At 59.9% G+C, this 26714-nt stretch carries 20 protein-coding genes; 15 read left to right on the plus strand and 5 right to left on the minus strand.

Features of this window, described 5'->3' with window-relative positions:
• Positions 1 to 199: 199 nt before the first annotated feature.
• The 4 genes from ilvC to BBDE_RS00575 all read left to right on the plus strand — a co-directional run bounded on the left by ilvC (position 200) and on the right by BBDE_RS00575 (position 4835).
• Positions 200 to 1249, plus strand: a complete 1050-nt coding sequence (gene ilvC / locus BBDE_RS00560) for a ketol-acid reductoisomerase (RefSeq protein ID WP_003837949.1) — start codon at positions 200 to 202, stop codon at positions 1247 to 1249.
• A 132-nt stretch (positions 1250 to 1381) separates the two neighbouring features.
• The gene (locus BBDE_RS00565; protein ID WP_003837948.1) at positions 1382 to 1942 is read left to right on the plus strand and encodes an IS3 family transposase; all 561 of its coding nucleotides are present in this window, start codon (positions 1382 to 1384) and stop codon (positions 1940 to 1942) included.
• Positions 1903 to 2748 carry an IS3 family transposase gene (locus tag BBDE_RS00570; RefSeq protein ID WP_080513433.1) on the plus strand — a complete coding sequence of 282 codons (846 nt, stop codon included), beginning with the start codon at positions 1903 to 1905 and terminating at the stop codon, positions 2746 to 2748. Before BBDE_RS00565 ends, BBDE_RS00570 begins: the two co-directional genes overlap by 40 nt.
• Positions 2749 to 3032: 284 nt before the next feature.
• Positions 3033 to 4835 carry a sialate O-acetylesterase gene (locus tag BBDE_RS00575; protein ID WP_012901789.1) on the plus strand — a complete coding sequence of 601 codons (1803 nt, stop codon included), beginning with the start codon at positions 3033 to 3035 and terminating at the stop codon, positions 4833 to 4835.
• A 63-nt stretch (positions 4836 to 4898) separates the two neighbouring features.
• Here BBDE_RS00575 and BBDE_RS00580 read toward each other — a convergent pair whose 3' ends face one another.
• Positions 4899 to 5960, minus strand: coding sequence for a GDSL-type esterase/lipase family protein (locus BBDE_RS00580; protein ID WP_003837938.1), 1062 nt, complete (start codon positions 5958 to 5960; stop codon positions 4899 to 4901).
• 173 nt (positions 5961 to 6133) lie between these two features.
• On the opposite strand from BBDE_RS00580, the gene BBDE_RS00585 reads away from it, so the two are divergent.
• The 6 genes from BBDE_RS00585 to BBDE_RS00610 all read left to right on the plus strand — a co-directional run bounded on the left by BBDE_RS00585 (position 6134) and on the right by BBDE_RS00610 (position 15560).
• Positions 6134 to 7501: a GH1 family beta-glucosidase gene (locus BBDE_RS00585; RefSeq protein WP_003837937.1), complete on the plus strand. Its 1368-nt coding sequence runs from the start codon at positions 6134 to 6136 to the stop codon at positions 7499 to 7501.
• Positions 7502 to 8017: 516 nt separating this feature from the next.
• Positions 8018 to 9394 (plus strand): ABC transporter substrate-binding protein, encoded by a 1377-nt coding sequence (locus BBDE_RS00590; RefSeq protein WP_003837934.1) that lies wholly within the window; start codon positions 8018 to 8020, stop codon positions 9392 to 9394.
• 127 nt (positions 9395 to 9521) lie between these two features.
• Positions 9522 to 10583, plus strand: a complete 1062-nt coding sequence (locus BBDE_RS00595) for a carbohydrate ABC transporter permease (RefSeq protein WP_012901790.1) — start codon at positions 9522 to 9524, stop codon at positions 10581 to 10583.
• A complete protein-coding gene (locus tag BBDE_RS00600) occupies positions 10583 to 11473 on the plus strand; it encodes a carbohydrate ABC transporter permease (protein WP_003837931.1) in 891 nt (296 codons plus the stop codon). Before BBDE_RS00595 ends, BBDE_RS00600 begins: the two co-directional genes overlap by 1 nt.
• Before the next feature lie 108 nt (positions 11474 to 11581).
• Positions 11582 to 14293: a glycoside hydrolase family 2 protein gene (locus tag BBDE_RS00605; protein WP_003837929.1), complete on the plus strand. Its 2712-nt coding sequence runs from the start codon at positions 11582 to 11584 to the stop codon at positions 14291 to 14293.
• 232 nt (positions 14294 to 14525) lie between these two features.
• The gene (locus tag BBDE_RS00610; protein ID WP_003837927.1) at positions 14526 to 15560 is read left to right on the plus strand and encodes a LacI family DNA-binding transcriptional regulator; all 1035 of its coding nucleotides are present in this window, start codon (positions 14526 to 14528) and stop codon (positions 15558 to 15560) included.
• A 15-nt stretch (positions 15561 to 15575) separates the two neighbouring features.
• On the opposite strand, the gene BBDE_RS11390 is transcribed toward BBDE_RS00610, so the two are convergent.
• A complete protein-coding gene (locus BBDE_RS11390) occupies positions 15576 to 15743 on the minus strand; it encodes a hypothetical protein (RefSeq protein ID WP_155115365.1) in 168 nt (55 codons plus the stop codon).
• A 65-nt stretch (positions 15744 to 15808) separates the two neighbouring features.
• On the opposite strand from BBDE_RS11390, the gene BBDE_RS00615 reads away from it, so the two are divergent.
• The gene (locus BBDE_RS00615; RefSeq protein ID WP_003837924.1) at positions 15809 to 16825 is read left to right on the plus strand and encodes a family 43 glycosylhydrolase; all 1017 of its coding nucleotides are present in this window, start codon (positions 15809 to 15811) and stop codon (positions 16823 to 16825) included.
• Here the strand turns inward: BBDE_RS00615 and BBDE_RS00620 are convergent.
• A complete protein-coding gene (locus BBDE_RS00620) occupies positions 16812 to 17435 on the minus strand; it encodes a DUF624 domain-containing protein (RefSeq protein ID WP_003837922.1) in 624 nt (207 codons plus the stop codon). The two genes, BBDE_RS00615 and BBDE_RS00620, sit on opposite strands and share 14 nt — an antisense overlap.
• A gap of 66 nt (positions 17436 to 17501) precedes the next feature.
• Complete coding sequence (locus BBDE_RS00625) at positions 17502 to 18227, minus strand: hypothetical protein (RefSeq protein WP_003837921.1); 726 nt, start codon at positions 18225 to 18227, stop codon at positions 17502 to 17504.
• Positions 18228 to 18415: 188 nt separating this feature from the next.
• On the opposite strand from BBDE_RS00625, the gene BBDE_RS00630 reads away from it, so the two are divergent.
• The gene (locus BBDE_RS00630; protein WP_003837919.1) at positions 18416 to 20608 is read left to right on the plus strand and encodes an alpha-galactosidase; all 2193 of its coding nucleotides are present in this window, start codon (positions 18416 to 18418) and stop codon (positions 20606 to 20608) included.
• Between the two features lie 122 nt (positions 20609 to 20730).
• Here BBDE_RS00630 and BBDE_RS00635 read toward each other — a convergent pair whose 3' ends face one another.
• Positions 20731 to 22227: an amino acid permease gene (locus BBDE_RS00635; protein WP_012901791.1), complete on the minus strand. Its 1497-nt coding sequence runs from the start codon at positions 22225 to 22227 to the stop codon at positions 20731 to 20733.
• A gap of 424 nt (positions 22228 to 22651) precedes the next feature.
• Here BBDE_RS00635 and BBDE_RS00640 point away from each other — a divergent pair, with 424 nt between their 5' ends.
• The 3 genes from BBDE_RS00640 (at position 22652) to BBDE_RS00650 (ending at position 26712) form a co-directional block, all read left to right on the plus strand.
• Positions 22652 to 23665 carry a LacI family DNA-binding transcriptional regulator gene (locus BBDE_RS00640; protein WP_003837914.1) on the plus strand — a complete coding sequence of 338 codons (1014 nt, stop codon included), beginning with the start codon at positions 22652 to 22654 and terminating at the stop codon, positions 23663 to 23665.
• A 521-nt stretch (positions 23666 to 24186) separates the two neighbouring features.
• Positions 24187 to 25452 carry an ABC transporter substrate-binding protein gene (locus BBDE_RS00645; protein WP_012901792.1) on the plus strand — a complete coding sequence of 422 codons (1266 nt, stop codon included), beginning with the start codon at positions 24187 to 24189 and terminating at the stop codon, positions 25450 to 25452.
• Between the two features lie 135 nt (positions 25453 to 25587).
• Positions 25588 to 26712: a carbohydrate ABC transporter permease gene (locus BBDE_RS00650; protein WP_003837904.1), complete on the plus strand. Its 1125-nt coding sequence runs from the start codon at positions 25588 to 25590 to the stop codon at positions 26710 to 26712.
• The last annotated feature ends 2 nt before the right edge of the window (positions 26713 to 26714 follow it).

A 26714-nucleotide genomic window follows, 5' to 3' on the forward strand; every position in this document is an offset into this window, starting at 1 on the left:
CTCTTGACTCGGTGATTTTTCGGTGCTATGGCTCACCTTTTGGACTGAGTGGCGGTTTAGGAGTGCGCTCGGGTAGGATAGACCCCAGTTTGCAGGACAAAATCCATGCACGAAAACACGAATTTCATATCTGCGAATGGTAGAAACCCGAACGCTTTGGTGGCGTTCACCCCACTACGATAAAAGGAGTGCCAATACAATGGCTGCACAAATCTGGTACGAGAACGACGGCGATCTCTCCGTCCTCGATGGCAAGAAGGTTGCCATCATCGGTTACGGTTCCCAGGGCCACGCCCATGCGCTGAACCTGCGTGACTCCGGTGTCGACGTGGTCGTCGGCCTGCGTCCGACCTCCAAGTCCGTCGAGCAGGCCAAGGAGCAGGGCCTGGAAGTCAAGTCCGTTCCGGAAGCCGCCGCTGAGGCCGACATCATCATGATCCTGGCTCCGGATCAGTACCAGCGCACCATCTGGGCCAACGACATCGAGCCGAACATCAAGCCGGGCGCGGCCATCGCCTTCGCCCACGGCTTCAACATCCACTACGGCTACATCAAGCCGAGCGAGGATCACCCGGTCTTCATGGTCGCCCCGAAGGGCCCGGGCCACATCGTGCGCCGTGAGTACGCCAACGGCCGTGGCGTCCCGGTCGTGGTGGCCGTCGAGCAGGATCCGCGCGGCGACGCTTGGGACATCACCCTGGCCTACGCCAAGGCCCTCGGTGCCCTGCGCGCCGGCGCCATCAAGACCACCTTCAAGGAAGAGACCGAGACCGATCTGTTCGGCGAGCAGAACGTGCTCATGGGTGGCGTGAACAAGCTTGTCGAAATGGGCTTCGAGGTCCTCACCGACGCCGGCTATCAGCCGGAGATCGCCTACTTCGAGGTCTGCCACGAGCTCAAGATGCTCGTCGACCTCATGAACGAGGGTGGCCTGAACAAGGCCCGTTGGTCCTGCTCCGACACCGCCCAGTACGGCGATTACACCAACACCGTCATCAACGAGGACTGCCGCAAGCGCATGCAGTACCACCTGGGCCGCATCCAGGACGGCTCCTTCGCCAAGGAGTTCATCGACGATCAGGATGCCGGCGCTCCGAAGTTCAAGGAACTGCAGGAGGAGTACGGCAACGTTCGCATCGAGACCGTCGGCCCGAAGCTGCGCGCCATGTTCTCCTGGAACAACGGCCAGGACGACGACGCCGATATGGCTACCTTCACCGGCAAGATCGCCCGTTCTCAGGTGCAGTGAGCATCCGCGGATCGGCTGACTGAAACCGGCTGACCGGCAATCGATGAAAGGCGACCACCCCCACTTGAACCGCACCCCGATTATTGGACTGAAGAAATTCGGATTCGATGATTGGAGGTGTGGTTCTTTCGTATGCGTGAGGATCGGAGGAAGCACTATGACGACGGGTTCCGGCGCGAGGCGCTGAGGCTCATTGAGGCCGGCGTGGGCAAACGCTCCCTCGCCCGTCGGTTTGCGATGCCCGTGCAGACTGCGGAAAAATGGATCATGCTGTACAGATCCAACGGCGGGGAGGCGGTCATGGGAACCACCGGCAACAGGCGTTATGACTGGGAGACGAAGGTCGCGGCGGCGCGGGACCACGTCGAGAACGGCTTGAGCGTGGCCGAGGTCATGGCCAGGTACGGGATAGCGAGCATCGCCCCGCTGCAGCGTTGGTGCCGCGAATACCGTGCCGGTGGCGCGGAGGCGTTGAGGCCGAAGCCCAAGGGCAGGCCTAAAGGCGCGAAATCCAAGCCAAGGCCGAAACCCACGCGGGAGCAGGAGCTGACCGAGGAGGTCGCCTACCTGAAGGCGAAGGTCGCGTACCTGGAAAAACTCCGGGCCCTGCGGGCGCAGAAGTCACGAAGCGCGAGCGAAGCGCCGTCGTCCGACTGCTCGCAGGGCAGGGGCACCGGCTCGACCACCTGCTGAAGATCAGCGGGTTGGCGAGATCCACGTATTTCCACCATCTGTCGCATCCGGCGCATGAGACGCGCCCCGACCTCGATCCCATGGTCGCAGAGATCTGGGAAAGGACGGCCAACGGGTGCGGCCACCGGCAGATCCATATGTGCCTGGTCCACGAGTTCGGACAGAAGGTGTCGGCCAAGAGCGTCCTGAGGGTCATGCGCCGCATGGGACTCAGATGCCCGATCCGCGCCAGGAATCCATGGAGAGGCTACAGCTCGTACAGGGGCGACGCTGGCGGAGGGGTGCCGAACCTGCTCAAACGCGACTTCACCGCCGGCAAGCCGTTCGAAAAACTCGGCACCGACGTCACCGAATTCAAGGTCGCGGGCGGCAAGGCCTACCTCGCGCCCGTGTACGACATGGCCAGCAAGGAAATCGTCGCCTGGGACGTGAGCCGGCACCCCGGCATGGGGCAGCAGCGGCGTCTGCTCGCCATGCTCGAAGCCAGGCTGCCCGGGGGCGCGAACCCGATCCTGCACTCGGACATGGGATGGCAGTACCAGCACCCGTGGTGGCGCGGGGAGCTCGAACGGCTGGGCATCCGCCAGTCCATGAGCCGCAAGGGCAACTGCCTGGACAACGCCGCCACCGAACAGGTCTTCGGACACCTCAAGGACGAGTTCTACCGGGGGCGCGAATTCGACTCGTACGAGCAATTCAAACGAGAACTTGACGCGTACGTCATCCACTGGAACACCAGACGACGCCAGATACGACTCGAGGGACACACCCCGGAGGAATTCCGAAGCGTGTCCCTCGCAGCCTAGACCTGTATCCTATTTAACAACGTCCAACAATCGGGGCGCAGTTCAACTCGGAGTGGTCGCCTTTTTGCATGGCATCCCAACCCTATGCCAATGGAAGCAGACGCAGGAGGGGCGGCATAACGTTGTGCCGCGTACGATTCGGTGGCGTGCACGCGGTCACTTCGAGGGGATGATAGGTGGTAACGCCGCGTTGGCAGGACACTCGCCAGATGATTGATTGCCGGATTTTTTATGAGTTTTCGCCTACGATTTGTGCATAGGACGATTCGATAGGAAGAGAAGCTATGGTTACAGCGACTGGTCCCGCACCCGGTTCCGACATGATGACCTCGGCTGAGCCGGCGGAAAACCGTACCGCATCCGGAGTGCTGTACGTCGCTCCGATTTTCGCCTCGCACATGGTGTTGCAACGCAATAAGCCGATCGTGGTGTTCGGCGCGTTGAATGCCGATTGTGCCGGCCTTGAGGTTACGGCAGCGATCTGTACGCCTGACGGTTCCCCTGTGGCTCAGGCGCACGCCTACGCTTCGATGGAGGTCAGGCATGGCTTCTCCTACTGGCGCATCATGCTGCCGGCCCAGTCCGAAGGCGGCCCGTACACACTGCGTGTGACCGCGGGCAACGACTCAATCGAATTCCATGATGTGCTTATCGGCGAGGTCTGGCTGGCCGGAGGCCAAAGCAATATGGAACTTGAGTTGCGCAACAGCGATGATGCCGATGCGGAGCTCGAGGACTGCACCGATCCGCTGCTGCGCTTCTATAATGTGCCGAAAACCGGTGTGATCGACCGCAATGCCGAGAATGCCTCCGGCTGGCAGGAGTCCTCTCCGGAAAACAGTGGTGTGATGAGTGCCGTCGCCTACTATTTCGCACGCAAGCTGCGCGACGAGCTTGATCCCGATCTGCCGATCGGCATCATCGACTGCTATATCGGCGGTACGTCGATCAGCTGTTGGATGAGCGAAGACGCCCTGCGATCCAGTGAAGCGGGGCAGGGCTATCTCACCCGATTCGACGAAGCGATCGCGGGCAAGACGCAGGCGCAGTTCGATCTGGAGACTTCCGCCTGGCAGGAACGTTTCGACACTTGGAACGCTTCGATCGCAGCTGCGCGCGAAGCGGACCCGGATGTCACTTGGGATACGTTGAACCAACGATATGGCGAATGCCCATGGCCGCCGCCGGTCACGCCGACCTCGCAGTGGCGTCCGACGGGTCCGTTCCATGCCATGCTCGAACGCGTCGTGCCGTATTCGCTGGCGGGATTCCTGTGGTATCAGGGCGAGGAGGATGAACCGTACTGCGAATCCTACCGTGAGTTGCTTGGCATGATGATCGGTGAATGGCGCGCGTTGTGGAGCGAGAATCTACCGTTCCTCATCGTGCAACTGCCGCAGTGGATCGATAAGGGCCATGCCGACGCGGGCACCGATCCGATGCTCTGGCCGGTGTTGCGCGAGGCCCAGTGGGATGCGGCGCAGACCATCGACAATGTGTACGCCATCTGCACCATTGACTGCGGAGAATTCGACAACGTGCATCCGACCGACAAACGCACGCCGGGCGAACGCCTGGCGGAGTGCGCGTTGCGGCAAATCTACGGCCTTGACGACGTGCCGGTGTACGGTCCCACGGTGTTGGGATTCCGTTGCGGTGAGAACGGCCATGTCTGCCTGTTCTTCCGGTATGCGCACGGTCTGCATTTCGAGGGCGTCACACCGGATGATACCGATGATGATTTCGTCGACCAATTGCCTTCCCTGGTGCGCAATGCCGAGCGTTCCGGTTTTGAGTTGGCCGGTGTCGACGGTGTGTTCCATCCGGCGACGGCGGCGATTTTCGTGGATTGCGATATCGAAGATCTGGTCAATGCGAAGATCAACGTGGTCGACTACAACGCTACGGAATTCGGCATCCCGATCAACAGCCGCAGCATCGGTACGATCACGTTGGCAACTTCCGAGGTCCCCAAGCCGGTGGCGTTGCGGTACGCCTGGCACAGTTGGGGACCGGCGCCGCTGTTCAACAGCGACAATCTGCCCGCCCAGCCGTTCCGTTTGGATCTCACCGACCGCGAGGACTGAAGGTAGGGCGGTAGCCGATCGCCCGATTGCTGCCGGAATCGCATCGGTGTTCGGTCCCGCACGTCACTCCCATACATCCGGGCCGAAGGACTCTAGGTAGGCGACCAGCTCGCCGGCCATCTCCTCGTCCTCGGGGATGCGTGGATGGCCGTGGGTGCCGGAGGCGTTGCGGGAGTAAAGGAAATGCTCTACGCGGATGTCGCCTTCGGAACGTACCGTCTCGCATACTTCGTCAATCGCACGGTCCCATGCCGGGTCGTGCACCAGAATCGTGGTGGCGAGCACAATCAGCGCCTTCGGATACCTCGCACGTAGGGCATGTATGAAATCGACGTAGCGCGTACGCCAGTGCCGGGCCGCTTCACCCGCGTAATCCGACGCCATGAAATCATGCGGATGCGCATCGTTCTGCCCTAATGCCACGAGCACGACATGCGGCGTATACCGTGTGAAATCCCAAGGCTTCGTCTCACCCAGCGCCGGATTGTATGCAATGCGGTCCCACATGCTTTCCATGCCCAGATAGTGCGGTGCATTGAACCAGCCGATGCCGTCGAGCAGGGGAGCGCCGCCCTGCGATATGTCGTGCAGTTCCGCGCCGAGCATCCGCGCGGCAATCGCCGCATACGAATGCCAGCTGTCGGAATACCCGCTCAGATCGACTTCCGGATCGGCCTGACCTACGTAGCGTATGGCCTCGTTGCGTTCGCCGCAGGAGACGGAATCGCCATACACCTCCATACGACGTGGCGGTCGCGCATCGGCCGGCGGCAGGATGGTCGCGCCGTCATCCAGTTCGATGCCGAGCATCTCAAGATGACACATGCCGCCGTCCTGACGCTTGAAGATCGTCACTTCATGCTCGATATCCGGCAGATGCTCGGCTAGGGTGATGGTCGTGGCGTCGATTGGCACCGGCACTTTCACTTCCAGTCCGTCGATGATGGCTCCGAGAAAGATGTCGCCGTAATTCCAGTGGTTGCGTAGCTTTACGCGTATGTGGGAGCCGGTGCAGCGGAACGAGACCTGCGTATATGGGAACACCCAGATCGGTGCTTTCGGATTATCGTCATCGATGCGTCCCATGAATCGCAGTGCCGGATCGTCAAATGTGATTGTATGCATGGCAAGCTTCCTTACCTTCTGATTCGCATCTTTGAGGCAATCATAGAGATATCCGTTACCTCGCGCGCATTCCAGGTGATGATGATGGCACCCCTTTCGTGCGCGTTGCCGAGGGCGGTACTTTAGAATAAAAGACCAAACACTATCTTAACCGCTTCAGGAAAGGACGTGCAATGGAGAACACATTCCCGAAGGATTTCGTTTTTGGCACGGCTACGGCAGCCTATCAGATCGAAGGCGCGGTGAACGAGGACGGTCGCTGCCCCTCGATCTGGGATACTTTCAGCCATACTCCGGGAGCCACCTTCGCAGGCGATACCGGCGACGTAGCCACGGATTCATACCATCGTTGGCGGGAGGATCTGGCGCTGCTCAACGATTTGGGCGTGGATGCCTACCGTTTCTCGATCGCCATGCCGCGCATCATGCCCACGCCGAACGGCATCCCGAATGCGAAGGGTCTCGACTTCTACGAGCGCATCGTCGATACCCTGCTCGAGTACGGCATCAAGCCGGTCGTGACGCTCTACCACTGGGATTTGCCGCAGTATCTGGAGGATGCGGGCGGCTGGCTCAATCGTGTGACCTCCTATGCGTTGGGCGACTATGCGGCCGTCGTCGCCAAACGGCTTGGCGACCGCGTCGACACATGGACCACGCTGAACGAACCGTGGTGCGCCTCATATCTGAGCTATGGTGCGAAGGAGCAGGCTCCGGGGCTGGGACTCGGTCCGGGCGCATTTCCGGCGGTGAATCATCTGAATCTCGCCCACGGCCTGATGGTGCAGGCGGTGCGCGACATCGTCGGCGACAAGTCGAAGTATTCGGTCACGCTGAACATGCCGTTCAATCGCGGTGATGCCGATGCCTGCCATCGTCTCGACCTGATCGCCAATCGTGCCTTCCTTGATCCGATGCTGCGTGGCCGCTACCCTGACGAACTGTTCGCCATCACCAAGGGCATCTGTGACTGGAGCTTCATACAGCCGGGTGACCTGGAGAACGCGCACCAGCCGATCGATGTGCTGGGCGTCAACTATTACTCCACCAATCGTGTGGCCATGAGCGACCGTCCGCAGTTCCCGCAGGAGACCGGCCCGTCCACCTGCCCCGGCGCCTCCGACATCGATTGGCTGCCGACCGACGGTCCGCACACCGACATGGGATGGAACATCGACCCGCAGGGCCTGTACGACACGTTGATGCGTGTGCATGACCGCTATCCGGAGGTCGATCTGGTCATCACCGAAAATGGCATGGCCTGCAGGGACCAGCTGGTCGTGAACGAGGACGGTACCAAGGCGGTGCATGACGCCGATCGCATCGATTATCTTGAGCGACATTTCGCCGCCGCGAAGCGTGCATTGGACGATGGCGTGCCGCTGAGCGGTTATTTCGTGTGGTCGCTGCTCGACAATTTCGAGTGGTATTTCGGCTATGCCAAGCGATTCGGCATCACCTACGTCGATTACGCCACCCAGGAGCGCACGAAGAAGGACAGCTTCCTGTGGTACCGAGACTTCATCGCCTCGCGTGGCTGAGGGGTCGATGACATCCGTGATCCGCACCATGACTGAGGTGGGTGGATGGGTGTGGCCGTCGCGCATTCCGTTCGTGCTTAAGTCTGCCGACGCGTCACACCTCCGATTGGCGCAATGCGCCGATTTCCAGTGTGACTACGGCATGGCGACGGGTAAACAAAGGGTACTTAAGCGCTTAACGACACTCGGGTAAAGAAATTAACGTTAACGCCATTAATGTTAACTTACTGAATGCTTGCCGGTATTCCGATAGGATGCCGAAATAGCTGATTTTCCAACGTTTAAAGAAAATTGAGAAAATGCTGAGAATGTGCGATTGGTTGAAGAATCGCACGGCTGTGGCGCGACACGACACAACTTAAGCGCTTGACAAACTTAAGGGGTTCACTTATCGTAATAATCACCACTTCATCAAAGGCAGGCAGAGAGGCCTGAGATGAGAGGCATCACCAACGAAGAATCGGTGCCGAGTCTTCAACGGTGATGAACAAGTGATTCATAAGGAAGGATCAGAAGATGAATCTCAAGAAGATCGTCGCAGCCGGTGTCGCGGCCGTCTGCGCGGTGAGCATGGCAGCTTGCGGTGGCAGCAACGACTCCAGTGGCGTGACGGACCTGACCTACGACAAGATCAAGCTCGGCGAGACCGGCAAGGACATTACGGCCAGCATCAAGTTCTACAACGGCCGTACCGACATGGGCCTGGATTCCTATCCGGGCAAGAACTGGAAGTCCTACATCGCCGACTTCAACAAGATCTATCCGAACATCAAGGTCGAGGCCCAGACCGACACCAACTACGCGGATAACGCGCTGACCCGCCTGCAGGGCGGCGACTGGGGCGACATCATGATGATTCCGTCTGTCGACAAGTCCGAACTGGAGAACTACTTCATCTCCTACGGCTCCCTCGATACCATGCAGAAGCAGGTCAAGCTCGCCTCCGAGAAGGCCTACGACGGCAAGTCCTACGGCGTCGCCACCGACGGCCAGACCTCCGGCGTCGTCTACAACAAGGCCGTCTTCAAGAAGGCCGGCATCACCGAGTTGCCGACCACTCCGGAAGAGTTCATCGCCGACCTCAAGCTCATCAAGGAAAAGACCGACGCCATCCCGCTGTACACCAACTACGCGGCCGGCTTCACCATGGGCGCCTGGGATGCCTACATCGGCACCACCGCAACCGGTGACACCAAGTACATGAACCAGAAGCTGGTTCACACCAAGGCCCCGTTCAAGGATCCGGGTGACGGCACCCACGCCTACAACGTCTACAAGATTCTTTACGATGCCGTTGCCGACGGTCTGACCGAAGAAGACTACTCCACCACCGATTGGGAGTCCTCCAAGAGCATGATCAACAACGGCCAGATCGCCACCATGGTGCTGGGCGCCTGGGCCGTGACCCAGATGCAGCAGGCCGGCGACAACGCCGACGACATCGGCTACATGCCGTTCCCGATCTCCATCAAGGGCAAGCAGTACGCCTCCATGGGCGGCAACTACTCCATGGGCATCAACAAGAAGTCCTCCAAGGACAACCAGGAAGCCGCCATGATCTTCGTCAAGTGGCTCACCGAGGAATCCGGCTACGCCATGAACGAAGGCGGCATCCCGATCAAGTACGGCGAGACCGACCTGCCGTCCATCTACGAGGACTTCAAGGACGTCACCATGGAGCCTGACGCAGACTCCCTCGAAGGCGAAGAGGATCTGTTCACCGAGGTCAACTCCGACTCCGAGCTGGGCATCAACTCCAACGGCAACAAGCGCGTTCAGGCCATTGTCGAGCACGCCGCCAACAAGGACAAGTCCTTCGACGACATCATGAAGGACTGGAACGACGCCTGGTACAAGGCGATGCAGGACGACGACGCGGAAGCCAAGTACTGATCGTCGCAGGCCGGCCTAGGCCAGCCAAGACTTCTCCTCCATCCCTTTCTCCTGCCGGCGACCGCTCCCAACCGGTTGCGGCCGCCGGCTTTTCATATCACTGGTACGTCAACGAAAAGAGAGAATCATGACTACCGCGATTGCGGGTGCCACGGCCACCTCCGTGGATGACATCCCTTTCAATCCCCATAAGCGCGACTACAAGAAGGCCGGCATCATCGTCGCCTTCTGCGTCATCCCGGTCACACTGCTCGTGGTGTTCACCTACTGGCCGTTCATCCAGATGTGTGGATACTCCTTCTACAAGATGAAGTACATCGGAACCCCGCGCTTCATCGGCATGAAGAACTACATCGACATCTTCACCCGACCGGAGTTGCTTGCCACCCTGAAGCTCAGCCTCTACTACATGGCCGGCGCACTCATTCAGGTGGCCCTGGCCCTGTATCTGGCGACCGTGCTGGCGTTCCACGTCCGTGGCGGCTCGTTCTTCAAGGGCGCGATGTTCTTCCCCTACCTGATCAACGGCATCGCAGTCGGCTTCATCTTCAAGTTCTTCTACACCCGTGGCTACGTGCTCGACACCGTGCTTCAGTGGTGCGGTTTCACCCAGGACACGCTGCCGTACTGGCTGAGGGACCAGTCCATCAACAACTGGTCGCTGGTGGCCTCCTCCATCTGGCGCTACCTCGGCTCAACCCTGATCCTGTTCATCGGCGCGATCATGTCCATCGACTCCTCGCTGTACGAAGCGGCCGAAATCGACGGCGCCAACAAATGGCAGCAGTTCAAGCACATCATCCTGCCGGGCATCCAGACCATCCTGGTGCTGAACATCATCCTGTCCATCACCGGCTCGCTCTCCGCCTTCGAAGGCCCGTACGTCATCACCTCCGGCGCCAACGGCACCGGCACCTACATGGTGCAGATGGACAAGATCGCACACACCGACCAGAAGGTGGGCCTGGCATCCGCCATGGCCGTGATCCTGCTGATCATCATCATCATCTGCACCCTGCTGCAGAAGATCGTCATGGGCTTCCTGTTCAGGGATGCCGACGACGGTACCGCAAAGGCCCGCAAGCAGGCCAAGAAGGCCGACAAGGCCCGCAGGCGCGCCATGAAGGCCGCCAACAAGGTCCAGGCCGGCAAAGCTCCATTGTTCAAGAACGGAAAGGTGAGTGCGTGATGACTACTGCAACCGTCGCACCGCAGGCCGAGGTACAGAAGGTAAGCTTCGGCTATCATCTCAAGCTGTGGGTTCTGAGCTTCCTCAAGTATTTCAGCCTGGTGTTCATCACCTTCTGGATTCTGCTACCGCTGGTCACCTGCTTCTTCACCGCGGCCAAGGGCACCGACGAGTGGCGTTCCACCTCCGTGATGACCTTCCCGAAGAACATCTTCAACTTCGAGAACTATGCCGAGGCCTTCAAGTTGTCGAACATGGGCATCGCCTTCCGCAACTCGGTGATCGTGCTCGTGTGCGTCTGCTTCCTGACCACCATCATCGGCACCCAGCTGGCCTATGTGCTGTCCCGCTTCCAGTTCCCGGGCAACGCCCTGATCCGTACCGCGTTCATGATGGCGGCCCTGCTGCCCGGCATCGCCATGCAAGTCGCGGTCTACAAGATCATGGGCACCTTCCACCTGATCAACTCGCTGTGGGGCTACATCATCATGTCGATGGGCACCGACGTGATCTCGATCTACATCTTCATCCAGTATTTCGAGAATCTGTCGATCTCCCTCGATGAGGCCGCGCTGATGGATGGCGCAAGCTACTTCACCATCTACAGCCGCATCCTCCTGCCGCTGCTGAAGCCGGCAATCGTGACCTGCCTGATCCTGAAGGGCGTCGGCATCTACAACGAGTACTACTCAGCCAACCTATATCTGCAGGACAAGCAGAAACTCGGCACGGTGGCCATCTCGCTGTACGCCTTCACCGGCCCGCAGGGCTCCAAGTACAACCTGATCTGCGCAGGCGTGATCATCACCCTGCTGCCGGCCCTGATCGCCTTCCTGATCTTCCAGAAGCAGATCTACAACGGCGTTGCGGCAGGTGCCGTGAAGGAATAATCCTTCGCACATATAACTGAAGACTCTCTTTTCATCATCCAAGGCCGTGCCAAGATCTATCATCGCCGGTACGGCCTTACCCCTCTTTTCTTACAAAGGATTCCTCGCATGACTCACACTCCTAGCACGTTCGCCCCGCTTGCGGACGGATGGACGCTGACGGCCGTCAACATTGAAGCCGCCCCTGAATCGCTACGCGAAGCGCTCGCCGCTGGCATTCCGGCTACCGTGCCGGGAGAGGCCACGCTGGACCTGCTGAACGCGGGACTCATCGCCGATCCGTTCGATGGCGCCAACGAGAACGACCAGCAGTGGATCGGCGACGTTGACTGGCGCTTCACCTGCCGCTTCGATTGGCATGACAATGGCGCCGACCGGCATGATCTGGTCGCCTACGGCCTCGACACCATCGCCGATGTCGCGCTGAACGGCCGTCCGGTCGCCTCCACCCGCAACTTCCACCGCTCCTACCGTTGGGACGTGCGTGACCTGCTTCGCGAGGGCTCCAACGAACTGACCGTCACCTTCACTTCGCCGGTACGCGAATCCGATCGTATGGAGCAGGCCCGCGGCTACTATCCGCATACCGAGCATCATGCATTCAACCAGATTCGCAAGCCGAGCTACTCCTTCGGTTGGGATTGGGGCATCGACGTGGCCAACGCCGGCATCTGGCGCGAGATCGGCATCGACTCCTGGTCCGGGGTGTGCATCGCCTCCGTGCGTCCGCTGGTCGACGTCGCCGCCGACGGCACCGGCCTGCTCAACGTGCATGTCGAGATCGAACGTGCTGGCAAGGGCCGCATCATGTCCCCATACGAGTGCCATTCCGTGCGTGCCGCGGTGCCGGTACATGTCGGCTTGTCCGGCTTCGGTGCCGATGTCGCCGCCGACGGCGTGGTCGCCGAAGGCCGCAATGAAACCGTGCTGACGCTCGCCGTACCGGAAGCGAAGCTGTGGTGGCCGATCGGTTACGGCGATCAGCCACTGTATGATGTTGCCGTCGCTGCCGGCGATTCCGCCGAAGCGGCTTGGAACGGACATGTCGGCTTCCGTACCGTGCATGTCGACACCCGTGCCGACAACGTCGGTCGTCCATTCCAGATCTACGTCAACGACGTGCCTGTGCACGCGCACGGCTACAACTGGATTCCGGACGATGCCTTCATCGCCCGCGTGGCTGAGCGCGACTACGAACGCGGCATCCGTGATCTGGTGGAGTCCAACTCCAACATGGTGCGTGCCTGGGGCGGCGGCATCTACGAATCCGACGAATTCTACGATCTGTGCGACCGCAACGGCATCATGGTCTGGCAGGACTTCATGCTTGCCTGCGCCGCCTATCCGGAAGACGCCGAAACCAAGGCCGAAGTCGAAGCCGAAGCCCGTGAGCATATCACCCGTCTGTCCGAGCACGCCAGCCTGATCGTGTGGAACGGATCCAACGAGAACTACGTGGCCTACTCCGAATGGGGCGGCTACAAGCAGGCCTTGCGCGACGACGATCTGCCGGCCAACGAGTACGGTTACGGCGAGAAGCCGTGGGGCGACTACTACTATGCCGAGCTGTTCCCGGCCCTGTTGGCCGAGCTCGATCCGGGCCGTTCCGCCTACCTGCCGAGCTCGCCGATGAGCTTCACCAAGTTCGTGGGCGCCAATTTCGACACCGACGGCACCATGCACATCTGGGACGCTTGGAACCGCGCCGACTACACCGTGTATGCGCAGTACACCCCGCGCTTCGCCGACGAGTTTGGCTACCAGGCACCGCCGGCGTGGAGCACGCTCACCGGTGCCGTGCACGATGACGAGTTGGAGCCGTTCGGCAAGCAGATGCTGGTGCACCAGAAGGCCTCCGGCGGCAACTATAAGCTGGCCCGAGGCATGCGTTCGCACATCACTCCCGGCCATCTCGACGACGTGAGCTTCGGTGGCGTGGTCAACGGCAAACCGTCCGACGGCGAGCACAGCTGGCTCATTCCGACCGACAACTGGGCCGATATCGAGGATTGGCACTGGGCATGCCAGTTGCAGCAGGCGCAGGCCATGCGTTTCGGCGTGGAGCACATGCGCTCCCTTGAGCCGGTCAATGCCGGTGCGCTGATCTGGCAGCTCAATGACGACTGGCCGGTCGTCTCCTGGGCGGCAGTGGATTTCAACGGTCAGCGCAAGCCGCTATGGTACGCCTCCCGTGACTTCTTCGCACCGCGTCTGGCTACCATCCAGCCGCGCGTCTCCGAGGAATATCGCGAAACCCACAGCTGGGAAGGCGTCAGGACGGCCAACGACCACTATGAGCTGATTGTGCTCAACGACACCCGCGAGGCCTGGAAGGGCTCTTGGAAGGTGGAACGCATGACCTTGGCCGGTGAAGTGCTTGCCTCCCAGACCTTCGATGTCGAGCTTGACGCGGTTTCGCATGTGGGTCTGCCATTGGCCGAGGAGATCGTGGACTACGCCGACGCCGGCAACGAGCTTGTCGTGGCCACTGCGTCCGACGGCGCCTTCGCCCGCGTGATCTTCAACCCGGCCGAAGTCATCGGGCAGAAGCTTGCCGCACCGGCTGAAGCGTTTGGGACCGTGGCATCTCGCGTCGACGGCGGGGTGGAGCTCAAGGTCACCGCCACGAGCTACGTGCGCGACCTGTTCTGCATGGCCGACAAGATTGACGCCAAGGCCAGCGTCGATGCCGGCATGGTCTCGTTGCTGCCGGGCGAGAGCGTCACGTTGCGCATCGACACCGGTTCCGACGACGATCCGCAGTCTTTCGCCGCGGCCAACGTGTTGCGTAGCGCCAATGATCTGAAGCGCGAGTGGTAGTCGAGCGCCCATCGGCCGAGATGACGTGAGGATTCACCGGGTGATGATTCACTGAACGTTCAGTTGATGGCGCTTGTTAAGCCGAAGCATAAGTGAAAGCGTTGCCGACCTTAAGCGATTAAAGTGTTGCAAACACTTAGATTCGTAGGTCTGGCGGCGCTTTTGCTGTATAATAACTAAAGAACAGTTTAAGTAATCGCTTAAGTTCAAAGATGAAGAAGGATGCATCAGCATGGCCGTGCAGAAAAGTAAGGTGACGATTTTTGATGTCGCCAAGGCTTCCGGAGTCTCCAGCAGTGCGGTCTCGTATGCATTGAACGGCAAATCCGGGGTTTCCGAGGACACCCGTGCCAAAGTGCTGAAAATCGCCCATGAACTGGGCTGGAAGCCCAATGGGGCGGCGCAGGCGCTGGCCAAATCCAAAACCCAGCGCATCGGTCTGGTGCTCGGCTACGATCCGAAACTGCTTGCGGTGGAATCCTACATGATGGAGCTCATCTCCGGTCTTGGCGCCGAGCTTGAAAAGCATGACTACTCGCTGCTGGTGCGCATGGCCGTGGGCGAGCACGCCAAACTATCCATCATCAAGGACTGGATCGCCACAGGCAATGTGGACGCCATGCTGCTGGTCAACATCGAATTGGGCGACCCATGCGTGACCTTGCTCGAGGAGCACACCGAGATGCCGGTGCTTGCCATCGCGGACGCATCCGTATCCGGCAATCTACCGACGCTGTCGAGCGCCGACGCCGACGCCGTTCGTCAGGCGGTACAGTATCTGTACGACCTTGGCCACCGGCATATCGCACGCGTGGCCGGCCCGGAAATGCTCGCACACTCCTACATCCGTGATTCCGCTTTCTCCGACGTGGCCACCGAGTTGGGCATGCGATACCGTTGCCTGCACACCGACTACACGCCGGAAACCGGTTCCGAGGCCACCAAGAGGCTGCTGTCGTTCCCGGAACATCCCACGGCCATCATCTACGACAACGACGTGATGGCGCTGTCCGGCCTCGGTGTGGCGACGGCCGAAGGCATTACGGTGCCCGATGACCTGTCGATCATGTCCTGGGATGATTCCTTCATGTGCACCGCCGCCTATCCGAATCTCACCGCCATGGGCCGTGATGTGGTGGGCACCGGTACGAAGGCCGCCGAGCTGTTGCTCAAGCTCATCGACGGTGAGCGCGTTGGCAACGTCATGGAAGAGCCGTATGAGTTGCGGCAGCGCGGCACCACCGGCCCGGTTCCCGCTGAACGATGACGGTGTCCGTTCGGTCTACCTTCCGGTGGATTCGCGTCGGACGAGCCGGAAATCGGCTGTGAGCTTTTCGGGCTTGAAATCCGTGCCGTCCTCGTCGATGCGCTTGCGCAGCAGGTTGACGGCTTTGGCCGCCAAATCGTTCAGATCAGTGCTGACGGTGTGGGATCGTCCGTCCCGTCTCAACCCGGCCGCTCCTGACTGACGCATCGGTGTGAATTGACGCGAATAGTTTGAAAGAAGAGGTTGCAATGACTGAAATCGATGCCCCCGTTTGTGCTGTGGAAACGTCCGCTCGAACCATCGATCGGCATGATCTGCCGTGTCGCGTGAACAACGTCGCACTGGCCACCAATCCACTGCATCGCTATTGTGCCGACCCGAATCTGGCAATTTTCGACGGCCGATACTTTCTGTACTGCACCGACGACGGCGTCGATGACTGGGGTTCCACTGCGTTCAGCGTGTACGTTTCCGACAATCTGATGGATTGGGAGCGTTACCCGGCGCTCGACCTGCGCGACGTACCATGGTGGACGGGTTCGGATGGCGCGTGGGCGCCGTCTATAGTGCGTAACGCCGACGGACGATATGTGTTGTTGTTCGTGGCTGATTCGCAGATCGGCACCGCCGTGGCCAACACTCCATATGGGCCTTTCATCCCTACTGTCGAACCGATTGTGCGCAAGGGGACCTTCGGCTGCCACACCATCGATCCGGGCGTATTCATCGACGATGACGGCACCCGCTATTTTTTGTGGGGCAATGGCAAGGCGTGGATCGCGCCGTTTTCCGACGACTGCCTGAGCTTCGACGAATCCAAGGCGATCGGCTGGATTCCGGGTGACTTTCGAGAGGCGATCTGGGTACACAGGCATGATGGTCTGTATTACGCGAGCTGGTCGGAAAACGACACCAGGGACCCGGCATACTGCGTGAAGTACGCGGTAGCCGAATCGTTGGCGGGGCCGTGGAGCGAACCCCGCGTGCTGGTCGAGCAGAATCCCAGGCTTCACTTATACGGCACCGGTCACCATAACATCGTGAACATTCCCGGCACTGACGAATGGATTATCGCCTATCATCGTTTCGCCTACCATCCGTCCGGTCGATGGGCCGGCGGAGATGGATGCCATCGTGAGACGGTGTTCGCCCCGCTCAATCATCTGCCCGACGGCTCGCTTGAGCAGGTGCGCCCTCAGGTCGGTTCCTATGTGCGTCCGTTGGGCATTCGGCCCGCCGGCTCGGTTCCGGCTATTCCAGCTTGAAGGCCTTGCGAATCATCAGTATCTGTAGCCAGAATGAGCCGCCGCTCGCCACGATAATCCACAGCAGCGGCACCCATATGATGGCGCCCGGCACGGTGGCCAGCAGTACGATCGGCAGAATGTCAAGCGCGAACACGGCGATGGCGACGAGCGGCTTGAGCACGGCCAGTTTGAACGATTGTCTGATCTGTTCGGTCACGCTTAGCTTGCTGCGACCGGAAAGCGGCAGTACGAACGCCAGCATCACGCCGAGAATCGCAAACACCGCGACGGTGACGCCGTAGACGAGCGAGATGGTGTCACCGCCGCGTTGCATCGACAGGAACCTCAAGTCGAAGGCGGCCAGCGCCCATACTGCGGCGATGATTAGCGACAGTGCGAAATTCGTGCCGATGCGTCGTCTGAACGCGGCGATATAGCCGCGAAAGATGCCGTGATCGCGTGCCTCCTGCATGGTGCGCGCCACCTCGCATGCGGCGGAGGTGGAGATGCCGATGGTGACGATCGGAATCGATCCGACGAACCAGGCGACCGACAGCATCGCCAGATCGCCGATGGTGCTCATCACCACATTGTACGGGTTGTCTTCGCGAAAGAAATTCGATGCCATGTCAGTCCTTCGGTTGCTGCTGTTGCGTTATGTACGGCGTCATGCGACCGCGATGCGGTCGACTGCCTATCGGTATAGCCAGTCGATGAATCGCTGCGCGGTGCCGGTGTTCTTGGTGCCGGTTGCGATGCCGATGAGCGCGCTGTGGTCGCTGTCTGCGATGCTCGTCCAACCTGCCGCGTCGGAAAGCTTCAATCCGTAGGATTTCGACGCGCCTTTGCCGGTGCCGGACGAGTCGATCCCGTCGTCGTCTGCATCGCTGAAGCCCTTAAGTTGTACAGTTGCGTCATCGAGCTTGATATTGTCCGACTTGCTGACGGTCGATTCGAGATTGGTGAGGTATCCGTAGCCGGCCAGCTGCTTGAAAATCTTATGCGGGGCGATGATTACGTCGATTTGCTTGCTGGAAAGCATGGTCTGCAGCTTGGTCAGGCCGTCTTTGTCCATATCGAAATAGTCGTCGATGATCACGCTGACGCCGAGCTTGTCTTCCAGCTCGTTTTGCAGATTCGTGGCTTCGCTGGTGGTCAGTGCGTCGTCGACGACGGCCGCGTACAATGCGGGGCGTGCGTCAGGGGAGATAAAGCGCACCGCGAGGAACGTCACCAATGCGATGATGATCGCAGCCGCTGCGACGGGTATCAGAAAATGCTCGCGAAAGTATTCCAGCTTCTTGCGCCAAGGCAGCTGGCGGAAGATGGAGAGTTTGGATTCGTTGGCGTATGCCGGAGCCGAGGCCAGTGTGTTGATGGCCTCCTGCTGTTCCTCGGTAAGCTGCGTGCTCAATGCCATGCCGATCACCCCTTTAGCGCCAATGCTATCGTGCGTTGCGTGCAATATGCGTTGTGGGGCGCCATGCCGCCACTTGCTCTACTTAAGCGCTTAATATATACTGGTTTTCCGTAAAAGTCAATTATGCTCATTGCAAGGGTTGACGTCCTTGCCGTGGAAACCACGTGAAACAGCCCAAGGAGACAACGATGTTTGATCAGGGACCACATGTTGTGCTGCGTCGTGACGGCGTATGCCTCGTGCTCAAGACCCCGGAAGGCGAAATGCCGCAGGTCGAGTATTGGGGAGGGGATTTCGGCATTACGTCCGATGAATCCGCGCTCAACCAGCTTGACGCGATGACGCTGAAGGTCACTCCGCCACAGGAGAAGCCGGATGCCGCGCTGCGCCCGTCACTGCTGCCGCAAGGTGCCGAGGCCTTCGCCGGCCGCCCGGGCCTGGAGGCCTATCGTGGCGGCAAGCCGGTATTCGTGCGTTGGACCTCCGTCACTGCCTCTCCGATCGCTGCCGGTGGCGAAACCGAAGCCAACACGCTGAACATCGTGGCCGAAGACGCCGTCAACGCCGTCAAACTGGAACTGAAGCTCTCCATCAAGAAGGGTGGTCTGGTGCTGGTCGAACAGACCATCACCAACATCGACGCAACCGACAATCCGGATGCCGCCGCACTGACCGTCAACTGGCTGGAATCCACCCTGCCGATGCCGCGTCGGGCCGACACCCTTACCCAGTTCACCGGTCGTTGGCCTCTTGAGAAGCAGCCTCGTACCGCCGTGATGCCGTCCGGTTCCGTGACCCGTGAATGCCGCCACGGCAAGACCAGCCATGAAAGCCCGTGGATGTTCATCGCTTCCGATGGTGAGCCGAAGTGGTCGGAAGGCGAAGTCTGGGCCTGCCATCTCGCATGGAGCGGCAACCAAACCTACCGCATCGACAACATGCCGCCGCACGAGCCGCTCATCGGCGCTGGCGAACTGCTCGGACCGGGTGAGATTCAGTTGGCCGCCGGCGAATCCTATACGGCTCCGCAAGTGTGCTTCTCTTACTCCGCAAACGGCCTTGACGGTATGGCCTCCCGTTTCCATACGTGGCTGCGCTCCCTGCCGAAGCATGTGTCGAGTCCGCGTCCGTTCACGCTCAACACGTGGGAGGCCGTGTACTTTAACCACGACGAATCCACGCTGAAAAAGCTTGCCGACCGCGCCGCAGCCGTGGGCGTGGAACGCTTCGTGCTCGACGACGGCTGGTTCCATGAGCGCCGTGACGACACCAAGGGCCTGGGCGACTGGGTGGTCGATCCGGAGGTCTGGCCGAATGGTCTCGACGGCATCGCCCAGCATGTGCACGACCTCGGCATGCAATTCGGCCTGTGGTTCGAGCCGGAAATGGTGAACCTCGACTCCGATTGCGCCCGCGAGCATCCCGATTGGATTCTCGCCGCCCCGGAGGCCGTGCCATACCGCGAAGACGTCTCCTACCGCACCCAGTATGTACTCGATCTGGCCAATCCGGACGCCTACCGACATGTGCACGACCAGATGGCAGCGCTCGTCGAACAGCTCGGTATCGACTACATCAAGTGGGATCACAATCGTGATGTCACCGAACCGGTGCATGACGGCCGCTACGGTCTGCACGAGCAGACCCTCGCCTGCTATCGATTGTTCGACGATCTCAAGAAGGAATTCCCGAAGCTGGAAATCGAAAGCTGCTCTTCCGGCGGTGCGCGTACCGACGCGGGCATTCTGCAGCATGCCGACCGCATCTGGGGCTCCGATTCCAATGACCCGCGCGACCGCGTGGACATCCAGCGCTACACCGAGCTCGTCGTGCCGCCGGAAATGATCGGCGCGCATGTAGGCCCGTCGCCGGCGCACTCCACATGGCGCGCCACCGAGCTGAGTTACCGTGCGGCCATCTCGCTTGAAGGCTGCTCCGGTTTTGAATGGAACATTCTCGAATGCTCCGACGAAGAGGTCGAACAGCTCAAGGCGTTCGTGAGCCTGTATAAGGAACTGCGTGGCGTGCTGCATCGTGGTACCGTGATGCACGCCGACTTCAAGGATTCGGCGCTGCGTGGTCGTGGCGTGGTTTCGGATGACGGCAAGCATGCCGTGTGGGTGGTGGCCACCGTCACCAATCTGCGTGACGTGCTCACCGAGCGTCTGCGCATGAAGGGCCTCGATCCGAAACGTACGTACGGCGTACGTCTGCGTGATGAGGTCGGCGAAGTGCGCTGGGGCTGGAATACCCCGCAGTGGATCACCGCTGCGCAGATGGGCGGCTTCAGGGTCTCGGGCCAGCTGCTTGAGCAGGTCGGTTTGCAGCTGCCGCCGCTGTGGCCGCTTGAGGCGATCGTGCTTGAGGTGGAGGCGCTGTAGTCTGGCGATGCCGTCCCGTTGAACCCAATGGTGGCGTGAAACTCATGAATCCCTCCCGTGTAATCCAGGGGGGATTCATGAGTTTCGCGCCACCATCGAAAAGGGCGTCGGATTCATGAGTTTCACGCCATGATTCCATCCCCGGCGGTGCCACCCCGCACCTGTGTGAGCTGGTAGGCGGCGAACAGCACGATCAGCCAGATGATGCCGGCGTACACGGCGATGCGATAGCTGGCGGAGAAGCACATCAGCACCACGACCAGCGCCATGAACGCAATTACCACATACGGTGTCACGCGGGCGAGCGGCAGTTTGAACACGATCTTGTCGAGCGCCTCCTGGCCCTTCAGACCCTTGAGTTCGGCCGGGCCGTCGCCGGCAGCCACTACGCGGCGGAACTTCAGCTCGGTGATCATGATCATCGTCCAGTTGATGGCGGCCGCGATGGTGGCGATCGACATCAGATAGTTGAATGCGAATTCCGGCCATACGAACACCACCACCACGGCGATGGCGATGATGATGGCGGAGGTGATCACGCCGCCGACCGGCACGCCACGTTTGCTGAGCTTGCCGAGATATGCCGGCGCGTTGCCTTGCCTCGCCAGCGAGTAGAGCATGCGGGAATTGGCGTACAGACCTGAGTTGTACACGCTCATTACGGCGGTCAGGCATACGAAGTTGAGGATTCCGGCGGCCGCGTGCACGCCCACGGAATCGAAGATCTGCACGAACGGGCTGGAGTCGCCGTCGATCTTGCTCCACGGCACCACGGCCATGATCACACCGAGCGCCACGATGTAAAACACGAGGATTCGCCAGATGATGCCGTTCGTGGCCCTCGGGATGGTGGTGCGCGGATTCTCGGTCTCGCCCGCGGTGATGCCGATTAGCTCGGTGCCGCCGAAACTGAACATCACCACGACCAGCGCCATCATCAGGCCGGTCCAAGTGCCGTCGGCGTTACGGCTCATCAACCCGTGCGGGAGGAAGCCACCGTCGATGGTGAACCAGTTGGCGAATGATGCACGGATGCCCGATGCGGTCGGCACGTTCGCAATGATGACGTACAGGCCGCCGAGGATCATGGCGATCACGGCCACGATTTTGATGATGGCGAACCAGAACTCGAATTCGCCGAACTTGTTTACGCCCATCAGGTTCAGTGCGGCGATGGCCACGAGGAACACGACCGCCGAGACCCATTTCGGGATGTTTGGGAACCAGTAGTTCACGAACGAACCGACTACGGAAAGTTCCACCATGGCCACGAGTACGTAGTTGAACCAGTAGTTCCAGCCGGAGATGAATCCGGCGCGCTTCGACCAGTAGCGGGTGGCGTAGTAGCTGAATGCGCCTGCTTTCGGATCTTCTACCGCCATCTCGCTCAGCGCACGCACGATCAGGAAGATCGCGAGGCCGCCGATCAGGTAGGCGAGCAGAATGGACGGGCCGGCGAGTCCGATGGATTCGCTGGAACCGTAGAATAGGCCGGTGCCGATTGCACCGCCCAATGCGATCAGTTGGATGTGACGATTTTTCAGTGACTTGCGTAGCGTCGGCGGAACCGGCACGTCGTCGGTTTCGCGCGGCTTATTCACGGCATTGACGTCGCTCATGAATGGCCTCTTCTTCTCTTGGCTTTGGAACACCACTGATTGTATCCAAGCGCACACATATCCGTACGTCACCGTTCACGGCGAACCAGGGTTCTTGTCTGCGGGGCCTGACGGATGCGGGGGGAGAAGATGGAGTTCGTGGCGCCATGTGGGTGTTGTGGGTGCCCTATGCCTACAGCGAACGGCAGGATGATGGCCGTGGTGTCAGACGGTCATGACGATGGCGAGCATTGTGGATCCGAAACGCTGGAATCGTTTCCAAAAGCATGTCCTATGATGGTAGGACCGGTATGCGGTTGCCGGCGGTACTGCTATGGACTCGATGCATGAAACGTTCAGGTAAGGGAATTTACGATGGGGTGGTTCCGGTGGCTTCGGGCGAGGCGGCAGGGCGTATAAGGCCAACGAGAGGTGGGCAGCGATCATGGAACAGCAGGAAGGCAAGACCGTCGTCACCATACGTGATGTGGCGCAGCGCGCCGGCGTCGCCGTTTCGACCGCGTCTCGTGCCCTGAGTGGCGGCTCGGCGTCCGAAGCGACCCGGCGGAAGGTTCAGGAGGCTGCCGAGGCGCTGCATTTCGTGCCGAATCCTGCGGCGAGACGTCTGACCGGTGGGCATAGCAACGTAGTGGCATTGGTGGTGGACGAGCCCACGGACTTCCTGTTCCGTGATGACTTCCTGGCCGGCATTCTCGGCCAGTTGAGTATGTCGCTCGCTCGGGAGAACCTGCTGCCGTTCCTGATTCTGGCCGAGCCCGATAACGCCAAGGGGTTCGAGCAGCTGCTACATCGCTCCGGCGCTGAAGGCGTGGTGGTGGCGAGTTTTCATGAAGGCCGTAAGTTCGCCGATATGCTCAAACGGTTCGATAAGCCCACCGTGTTCATCGGCAGTCCGCCGAAGGGCTTCAAATGCCCATATGTGGATGTCGACAATTACGACGGTGGTTATCAGGCCGGCAAATTGCTGGTGGAACGCGGCTGCAGGCACATTGCCCTTATCGAGGGGCCGCGCGATATGCCCACGCCGAAGGAACGTACGGCCGGATTCCGTGCCGCGTTGAAGGAGCAGGGGCTTGAGCCGATCGCTTCGTATGCGGGTAGTTATGAGATGGATAACGGTCTCAAATCCATGGAGCGGATTATTGCCGAGTATCCGCAGGTGGATGGTGTTTTCGCGCATTCCGACAAGATTGCGGCTGGCGCGTTGCATGTGCTTGACCGGTTCGACAAGCAGGTGCCGCAGGATGTCGCCGTCGTAGGATTCGACGATCTGCAGGCCGCACGTCTGCTCAATCCGCAGTTGACGACGCTCGCCCAACCGCTGGATGATATGGCGGAGGCGGCTACGCGCATGCTTGCGCATCGTTTGGAAAACGGTACGTGGCGCGTTTCGTTCCAGCGTTTTCCAGTGCGTCTGGTCCGTCGCGAATCCGCCTGACGGAAGTGTTTTTCCTGTCGTCGTACGTGCCGTCTTCATGTTACGGGAACGGCGCTGCTGTTGTTGCATTTCCTGCAGGGATGAGATTCTCACATCGGTGGCTGAGGTGCTTGCAATGCGTGAGATTGTATGGCGCATGTCAAACGTTTTTTGGAACCGCTTGCAAAATAGTTTAGTGAGTTGACGATATTCGTTAGTCGACGAAACTATATCAGGGGGCAAGATAGAGTGGCGGTCAACATGGTCGAATATGTCTAAAAGCATTGGAATATCAGCGATTTGTATCGGCATGTGCAACACGCCGAGATGATGGCGTTACCCCTTGAAAGGGTGTATCTTTGGAGTCACTTGATGGAAACGGTTCCATCAAACGTGAGAAAACATCGAGGTTTTCTCACAAGATCGTTGCACACGGCAGTGCGACGAACAAGGGAGAGTGACGTACATCGCAGTGCGTTGCAAGGAAAAGAGGACGAGATGAACAAGTTCAAGCCGGCACTGGCATCCGTCACGCCCTGGCCATGATCGTTGGCCTAGGTGCCTGTGGAAGTTCCAATAGTTCCAGTGACAGTTCAAGTGCGGACGGCAAGATCACCATCAAGGTGCAGACCTTCAACAATCCGGGTTTCGGCAAGCCGACTTCGGAACGCCCGGGTGCAGACCTCTGGGCCAAGTATGAGAAGGCCCATCCGAACGTCAAGATCGAAGAGACCGCGGTCGCGTCTTCCGATGATGCGCGTGCAGCCTTCAACACCGCAATTTCCACCGGTTCCAACGCCTATGACGTATACGTGGCCGAAGTTGACTGGATGCCCTCATTGCTCGCCATGCCCGACAAGTTCGTTGATCTGAGCTCCTACACCAAAGACAACGACTGGGTGGCGTGGAAGTCCGAAAGCGCTACCGTCGACGGCAAGTTGATCGGTGCGGGTACCGACATCGGCCCTGAAGGCATCTGCTACCGTGCGGACCTGCTCGAGAAGGCGGGTTTCCCGTCCGACCGTGAATCCGTGGCCGAATGGCTCGGCGGCGATGATGCCACTTGGGACTCCTTCTTCAAGGCGGGCAAGGAATACACCGAGAAGACCGGCTTGCCATGGTATGACTCCATGGCCAGTAATTGGCAGTCCATGATCAATCAGGTCGAGGAATCCTACGTATCCAAGGACGACAAGATTATTGCCGCCGACAATGCCAAGATCAAGGATCTGTACGACCAGCTGACCGCCACCAAGGATATGTCCGCCCATCTGACCCAGTGGAGCGACGACTGGAACGCGGCCTTCAAGTCCGACACGGGCTTCGCCACTATCCAATGCCCGGCATGGCTGATCAACAACATCAAGGGCAACACCGGTGAGGATTTCCAAGGCTGGGATATCGCCGACGTCTTCCCGGGTGGTGGCGGTAATTGGGGCGGCTCCTATCTGGTCGTTCCGGAATCCTCCCCGGTTAAGGACGAGGCCGCCAAGCTCGTGGCATGGCTGACCGAAGCCGATCAGCAGGTCTCCGTGTTCACCACTGCCAACAACTATCCGAGCTCCGAAGGTGCGCAGGCCTCCTCCGATGTGTCCAGCAAGACCGACGCCTACCTGAACGATGCTCCGACCGGTAAGATCTTCGCCAACCGAGCGAAGGCCTACGACATCGTCCCGTACAAGGGCAGCCAGTACTTCGACATTCAGACCAAGATGGTCGACGCCCTGAATCGCGTCGATGCGACCCAGGAACAAACTCCTGACCAAGCTTGGAAGCAGTGGTTGGAAGACGTGAAGGCCCTAAGCTGACAGACACCCTGTGAAGGACCCGGTCCCGGCCGAACCCATCATCCATAGGCCGGGTCGGGTCCTTTCTTCTGAGCGAATCGCGCTCAACGCAACCGGCATCCTCTGCAATCACAACGACGTGAACTAGGAGCAATCATGTCACGATCAACCAAGCAGCCGACCCCATGGCGCACCCGGCTAGGACAGTTCGAATGGAAGGCGTCTCCATACCTTTATATCGCGCCGTTCTTCCTGCTGTTCGCAGTGGTGGGCCTGTTCCCGCTGCTGTTCACCGTATATATCGCAACGCGCCAATACAACACCCTGACCGGCGATGGCGGCGTAGCCATCTGCGGCGCAACCTGCAATAGCGACGAGCCCAGCATCTGGGCCAACTTCAACCGGGTACTGCACCAGCAATCCTTCTGGGACGCGCTGCGCAATTCCTTCTCCATCTTCATTCTCAGCTCGGTTCCGCAAATCATTCTGGCGCTGTTCCTGGCATGGATCCTCAACGCGAATCTCAAAGCGAAAACCTTCTGGCGCATGGGAGTGCTGTTGCCATACATCGTGGCACCGAGCGCGGCCGGCATCATCTTCTCGCAGATCTTCTCCGACAAGATGGGTGCCATCAACGTGTTGCTGACCGATATCGGACTGAACCCCATCATGTGGCATGGCAACGCCTTCTGGTCGCATGTGGCCATCGCCACCATCGTGAACTTCCGCTGGACCGGCTATAACACGCTGATCTTCCTCGCTGCCATGCAGGCCATCCCGAACGACGTACTCGAGGCGGCCGTAGTCGATGGCGCCGGCAAATGGCGCACCTTCCGTTCGGTGGTATTGCCGATGCTGCGACCCACATTGATCTTCGTGATCATCACCTCCACCATCGGCGGACTGCAGATCTTCGACGAGCCACAGATGTTCCACAACGGCACTTCCGGGTACGGCGGACCGAACCGGCAGTACCTCACGCTCTCGCTGTACCTGTGGGATATGGGCTTCAACAAGGTCACGATCGGGCAGCCGAACTTAGGTCGCGCGGCGGCCGTGGCGTGGATCCTGTTCCTGATCATCGTGCTGTTGGCCGTGCTGAACTTCTGGCTGACGCAACGACTCGCCTCGGGCGGACAGCCGAAGATCGACAAAATCAAACTGGCCGAACTCAACGCACGGCAGGAAGCCGAATATGAGCTGGCAAAGCGATCGGGAGTCGAGGCCCGTCGTGCAGCCTCGGCAACGGCCGCTTCGACCGACGCCGCCGAAAGGAAGTGACC

Source organism: Bifidobacterium dentium JCM 1195 = DSM 20436 (genome assembly GCF_001042595.1).
Taxonomy (GTDB): Bacteria; Actinomycetota; Actinomycetes; order Actinomycetales; family Bifidobacteriaceae; genus Bifidobacterium; species Bifidobacterium dentium.